The organism is Paenibacillus xylanilyticus, from assembly GCF_013359935.1.
Lineage (GTDB): Bacteria > Bacillota > Bacilli > Paenibacillales > Paenibacillaceae > Paenibacillus > Paenibacillus xylanilyticus.
On the sequence record NZ_JABMCB010000047.1, the window covers coordinates 1 to 283 of the forward strand.

At 54.4% G+C, this 283-nt stretch carries 1 rRNA gene; it reads left to right on the forward strand.

Annotation, left to right across the window (positions count from 1 at the left end):
• Window positions 1–283 (forward strand): 16S ribosomal RNA (locus HP552_RS00295); the annotation flags it as partial.

The window sequence follows — 283 nt, forward strand, 5'->3', positions numbered from 1 at the left end:
TAATACATGCAAGTCGAGCGGACTTGAAGAGAAGCTTGCTTCTCTGATGGTTAGCGGCGGACGGGTGAGTAACACGTAGGCAACCTGCCCTCAAGCTTGGGACAACTACCGGAAACGGTAGCTAATACCGAATACTTGCTTTCTTCGCCTGAAGGAAGCTGGAAAGACGGAGCAATCTGTCACTTGAGGATGGGCCTGCGGCGCATTAGCTAGTTGGTGAGGTAACGGCTCACCAAGGCGACGATGCGTAGCCGACCTGAGAGGGTGATCGGCCACACTGGGA